This is a genomic window from Bradyrhizobium sp. (assembly GCF_019244115.1).
In the GTDB taxonomy this organism is placed as follows: Bacteria; Pseudomonadota; Alphaproteobacteria; order Rhizobiales; family Xanthobacteraceae; genus Bradyrhizobium.
The window spans coordinates 1-5,185 of the sequence record NZ_JAFATE010000239.1; the positions used below are offsets into that span (position 1 = coordinate 1).

The following is a 5,185-nucleotide window of genomic DNA, read 5'->3' on the forward strand; positions in this document are numbered from 1 at the left end:
GTGGTCGAGAGCACGCTCTGCTATCAGGATTTTCTCGGCGCCGACGAGATCTTCTCGTCGGGCAATTTCGCCAAGGTCGCGCCTGTGGTCCGCATCGATGACCGCTCGCTGCAGCCTGGGCCGTTCTACACCAAGGCGCGCAAGCTCTATTGGGACTTTGCGCACGCGGCGCGGCTCGCGGCGTGAGCTGAATTTCCGTCATTGCGAGCGAAGCAATCCAGAACCGCGGGTGAGGCTCTGGATTGCTTCGGCTTTGCGCCTCGCAATGACGGGGCTCGTTCCTTCCCGCTCATGGTAAGGGGAGGAACACGGCTCCCGAGGCAGCCGCAATCGCGCCCAATAGTGGCGCAGTCGCCCCATTTCAAATTGGCTTCAAAAATGCCATAGCTGCCGCCAGGCAATGGTGGGGAAATCATGGCAAAAGCGGTCCTCGGTATCATCGGTGGTTCCGGCATCTACGATCTGCCGGGCCTGGAAAATGCGCGCGAAGAGATCATCGCAAGCCCCTGGGGCGAGCCGTCGGCGCCGATCCGGCGCGGCACCCTGTCGGGGCTGCCGATCGTGTTCCTGCCGCGGCATGACAAGGGGCACCGGCTGTCGCCGTCCGACATCAACTATCGCGCCAATATCGACGTCTTGAAGCGCGCCGGCGTCACCGACCTGATTTCGCTGTCGGCCTGCGGCTCGTTCAAGGAGGAACTCGCGCCCGGAACCTTCGTGCTGGTCGATCAGTTCGTCGACCGCACCTACAAGCGCGAGAGCTCTTTTTTCGGCAGGGGCTGCGTCGCCCATGTCTCGATGGCGCATCCGATATCGCCGCGGCTGCACGATCATCTCGAGGCCGCCGCGGAGGCCGAAAAAATCAAGATGGCGCGCGGCGGCACCTATGTTTGCATGGAAGGACCGCAGTTCTCGACCTATGCGGAGAGCATGAGCTACAAGGCGCAGGGCTATTCCGTGATCGGCATGACCAACATGCCCGAGGCCAAGCTCGCCCGCGAGGCGGAGATCTGCTATGCCACGGTGGCGATGGTCACCGATTTCGACTGCTGGCATCCGGGCCACGATGCCGTCACGGTGCAGGACATCATCCGTGTCCTCGGCTCCAATGCCGACAAGGCCAAGGCGCTGGTGGCGCGGCTGGCGCAGGAGTTTCCGCGGGATCACGAGCCCTGTCCGGTCGGTTCGGACCGCGCGCTCGACAACGCGCTGATCACCGCCCCGGAGGCGCGCGATCCGGAGCTCTTGAAGAAGCTCGACGCGGTAGCCGGACGAATCCTGCGCGGTTGAAAACTGCCTTAAGGGAGCGTGCCATGAAGGTCGACGGCAAGCATTTCCGCACCATCTGGCTCGAGGCTGATGGCGCGACGGTCGGTGCGATCGATCAGCGGCGGCTGCCGCATGAATTCATCATCGCAAAGCTCAGGAGCTGCGAGGATGCGGCCGAGGCGATCCGCTCCATGCTGGTGCGCGGTGCGCCGCTGATCGGCGCCACCGCCGCCTACGGCGTGGCGCTCGCGATGCGCGCCGATAGCTCGGATGCCGGGCTCGATCGCGCCTATCAGATGCTGATCGTGACGCGGCCGACCGCCATCAACCTGAAATGGGCGCTGGACGAGATGCGCACCATGCTGCGGCCGCTGGCAGCGTCGGCGCGCAGCGATGCGGCTTATGCGCGCGCCGATGCCATCGCGCAGGACGACATCGTCATCAACCAGGGCATTGCCAGACATGGGCTTGCGCTGATCGAGGCGGTTGCCGCGCGCAAAAAGCCGGGCGAGCCGGTCAACGTGCTGACCCATTGCAACGCGGGCTGGCTCGCCACGGTGGACTGGGGCACCGCGACGGCGCCGATCTATCTGGCGCATGAGCGCGGCATTCCGATCCATGTCTGGGTCGACGAGACGCGCCCGCGCAATCAGGGTGCATCGCTCACGGCCTGGGAGCTCGGCCATCACGGCGTCAAGCACACCGTCATTCCCGACAACACTGGCGGCCATTTGATGCAGCACGGCATGGTCGATCTTGCGATCGTCGGCACCGACCGCGTCGCCGCCAATGGCGATGTCTGCAACAAGATCGGCACGTACCTGAAAGCGCTGGCGGCACGCGACAATGGGGTGCCGTTCTATGTCGCGCTGCCGTCGCCGACCATCGACTTCGCCGTCAACGACGGCATCGCCGACATTCCGATCGAGCAGCGCAGTGCCGACGAGGTCGCGACCATGACGGGCCGCACCGCCGACGGCCGCATCGAGACCGTGCGCATCGTGCCCGACGGCTCGCCGGTTGCGAATTACGGCTTTGACGTCACGCCGGCGCGGCTGGTCAGCGGCCTGATCACCGAGCGCGGCGTGCTGAAAGCCGACCGCGTCTCGCTTGCCGCAGCGTTTCCGGAACGGTTGTCAAGGGCTGCGGAGTAGTTGGATCGAATAGGTCGCCCCGCATGCGGTGCGCGCCCCTCCCCCGCACGCGGGGGAGGGGTTGGGGTGGGGGTGCCACGAACGCGAATCGAGATTGAGTTTCCCCCACCCCAGCCCTCCCCCGCAAGCGGGGGAGGGGGCGCACCTCCGATGCGGCTGCAGGTGAGCGTACGGATTCAGCCCAGCTTCAGTCCCGTTGCTTGCTCCAGCTCGGCGATCGCCTGCGCGGCATCGACGACCTTGATCGTGGTCATGCCCATCTCGCGCGCCGGCTTTAAATTTACGCCGAGATCGTCGAGATAGACGCAGTTCTTCGCATCGACGCCGAGCGCCTCGACCATCATCCGGTAGATGCGCGGGTCCGGCTTGCGCAGGCCGATCTTGGCCGACTCGATCACATGATCGAACAGCACCATCACCTCGGCGACGTACAATGACCGCCCGCTTTGGCTGCCGATCGCGTTGGCGGGAAGATTGTTGGTGATGCACCCGGTCTTGAAGTGTTGGCCGATCCGCTTCAACGCCGCGACCATCTCGGGCCGCAGGTCGCCGACGAGCAGCGGCAAGACCTCGCTGCCCCGGACCTCGGCGCCGCCGAGCGCAAGCGACTCCTCGGCAAACAGCCGGTCAAACGTGTCGGCGTCGATCTCCGCGCGCTCGAACTTCGCCCAGGCATTTTCAAGATGATTGGCGGCGTTGGTTCGGCGGATGATGTCGACGGGAAAGCCGCGCTCGCGTTCGAAGCGAGCGAACGCCTCGAACGGCGACGTGGTCAGCACGCCACCAAAATCCCAGATCACCGCCTCGATCATCTCTGCTCCGTCGCACCGTTGCTGCTCATGGAAACGGCTAACACGGGATGCCGGCCTGTGGCCAGTCTCGCCACTTGTCTGGGTACTTGGCGCTGGCGCCGCGAGCGGCTATGGCTATCGCGGATGAAGTGCTCCGTTCGATCGGCGCTCGCCGCAGCGCTCCTCTGCACCACGCCTGCACATGCGATCGTCGGCGGCGCTGCGCCGTCGACGGACGGGATCGGCCGCTCGGTCATCAGCATCGTCGGCTCGCGCGGTAATTTCTGCAGCGGGGCGCTGATTGCACCAAAACTCGTGCTGACGGCCGCGCATTGCGTGCAGCCCGGCGCCGAATACCGCATTGTGGAATATGCTGCCGACCGCAAAGCGGAGCTGAAGATGGTTCGGCGCGTCGCGGTTCATCCCGCCTTCAACATGCAAGCCATGCTCGGTCATCGCGCCACCGCCGATGTCGCGCTGCTGGAACTCGAAGCCGCGCCGCGCGAGACGGTGGCCGCGCTCTTCATTCCGCAAGCGCCGATCGTGGCGGGTGGAAAATTTGCCATCGCCGGCGTCGGTGTCACCGTGCGCGGCGACGGCAAGAGCAGCGGACTTGTCCGCAGCGCCGAGCTGGTTGCCACCGGCAAGCCGGGAACGTTGCAGATCAGGCTGGTCGATCCGCTCGGTCAGGGCAATCAGGCAGGGCTCGGCGCCTGCACCGGGGATTCCGGCGGCCCGGTGTTCGAGGAGCAGCGAGGCGGGCCTGCGATCATCGGCGTCATCAGCTGGTCGACGGGGCCGAACGGCAGCGACGGTTGTGGCGGCCTGACCGGAGTGACGCCGCTCACGCTCTACCGCGACTGGATTCTTCAGACCGCGCGGCAATGGGGGTTTGCGCTGTGAAGCAAGCCGGAGCGGATCCGCCGACCGGCGGCTTGCTCCGGCGGTCATCACCCGCGGATGCGGGTGATCCAGTACGCCGCGGCCTCTCGGCTCAAGCACCGCCGTCTCTGGAATACTGGATCGCCTGGTCAAGCCGGGCGACGACACCGTTTGTATCGAGGAGAAATCGGATCTCTGCGTGGCTGTGGGTTGACCATGAAAGACTTTACGTCCAGCCTGCTTGAAACAGGGAAACGCCAGATCACAACAATGAACATCGAAACCGCCCGCGCGACCTACGCGGCTTCGCCGCAGGCGTCAGAACATTTCGACGTGCTGATCGTCGGCGCCGGCATCTCCGGCATCGGCAGCGCCTATCATTTGCAACGAGACCTCCCGGATACGAGTTTTGTGATCCTGGAAAACCAGGACAGTTTTGGCGGCACCTGGATCACGCACCGCTATCCCGGCATCCGCTCCGACAGTGACCTCCACACTTTTGGTTACAGCTTCAAGCCGTGGGTCGGCCCGCCGATCGCAACCGCGCAGGAAATTCTCTCCTACATGGGCGAGGTCATCGCCGAGAACGATCTCGCAAGACATATCCGTTACAAGCATCGGATCGAGACAGCGAGCTGGTCCGGCAAGACCAAGCTTTGGACCATTGAAGCGGTCAGGAACGACACCGGCGAGCGCGTCGCCTTTACCGCAAACTTCCTCTGGATGTGCCAGGGCTATTATCGCCACTCCGAGGGATATACGCCGGAATGGCCCGGCATGGACACGTTTAAGGGCCGCATCGTGCACCCGCAGCTCTGGCCGGAAAATATCGAGCTGAAGGACAAGCGCGTCGTCGTGATCGGCTCAGGCGCAACGGCGGCAACGCTGATTCCGTCGATCGCGGACCGCTGCGCCCACGTCACGATGCTGCAGCGCTCGCCGACCTTTTTCCGGCTCGGCCGCAATGCGATCGAACTTGCCGAGCAGTTGCGGCAGCTGCAGGTCAAAGAGGAGTGGATCCACGAGATCGTGCGGCGAAAAATCCTGTTCGAGCAGGATGCGTTCACGCGCCGCTGCGTCGCCGAGCCA

5 protein-coding genes and 1 pseudogene are annotated in these 5,185 nt (G+C 64.6%); 5 read left to right on the forward strand and 1 reads right to left on the reverse strand.

Translation table 11 applies throughout. The annotated features are described in order from the left end of the window. From JOZ76_RS10750 to mtnA, 3 genes and pseudogenes are all read left to right on the forward strand, one after another. Window positions 1-186 (forward strand): annotated as a pseudogene (locus JOZ76_RS10750) (branched-chain amino acid aminotransferase); the annotation flags it as partial. 228 nt (window positions 187-414) lie between these two features. Continuing rightward, window positions 415-1,290, forward strand: coding sequence for an S-methyl-5'-thioadenosine phosphorylase (locus tag JOZ76_RS10755; protein ID WP_291698614.1), 876 nt, complete (start codon window positions 415-417; stop codon window positions 1,288-1,290). A gap of 23 nt (window positions 1,291-1,313) precedes the next feature. Further along, window positions 1,314-2,423, forward strand: coding sequence for an S-methyl-5-thioribose-1-phosphate isomerase (gene mtnA / locus JOZ76_RS10760; protein ID WP_291698615.1), 1,110 nt, complete (start codon window positions 1,314-1,316; stop codon window positions 2,421-2,423). A 176-nt stretch (window positions 2,424-2,599) separates the two neighbouring features. Here mtnA and JOZ76_RS10765 read toward each other — a convergent pair whose 3' ends face one another. Beyond that, a complete protein-coding gene (locus JOZ76_RS10765) occupies window positions 2,600-3,235 on the reverse strand; it encodes an HAD-IA family hydrolase (RefSeq protein ID WP_291698616.1) in 636 nt (211 codons plus the stop codon). A gap of 123 nt (window positions 3,236-3,358) precedes the next feature. On the opposite strand from JOZ76_RS10765, the gene JOZ76_RS10770 reads away from it, so the two are divergent. Both JOZ76_RS10770 and JOZ76_RS10775 read left to right on the forward strand, forming a co-directional pair. Beyond that, window positions 3,359-4,117 (forward strand): S1 family peptidase, encoded by a 759-nt coding sequence (locus JOZ76_RS10770; RefSeq protein WP_291698617.1) that lies wholly within the window; start codon window positions 3,359-3,361, stop codon window positions 4,115-4,117. 249 nt (window positions 4,118-4,366) lie between these two features. Beyond that, a partial coding sequence (locus JOZ76_RS10775; protein WP_291698618.1) for a flavin-containing monooxygenase occupies window positions 4,367-5,185 on the forward strand: 819 nt, incomplete at its 3' end.

Coding starts and splice junctions, on each gene's coding strand:
- mtnA (WP_291698615.1), top strand. CDS start 1,314: ATGAAGGTCGACGGCAAGCATTTCCGCACCATCTGGCTCGAGGCTGAT.
- JOZ76_RS10770 (WP_291698617.1), top strand. CDS start 3,359: ATGAAGTGCTCCGTTCGATCGGCGCTCGCCGCAGCGCTCCTCTGCACC.
- JOZ76_RS10755 (WP_291698614.1), top strand. CDS start 415: ATGGCAAAAGCGGTCCTCGGTATCATCGGTGGTTCCGGCATCTACGAT.
- JOZ76_RS10765 (WP_291698616.1), bottom strand. CDS start 3,235: ATGATCGAGGCGGTGATCTGGGATTTTGGTGGCGTGCTGACCACGTCG.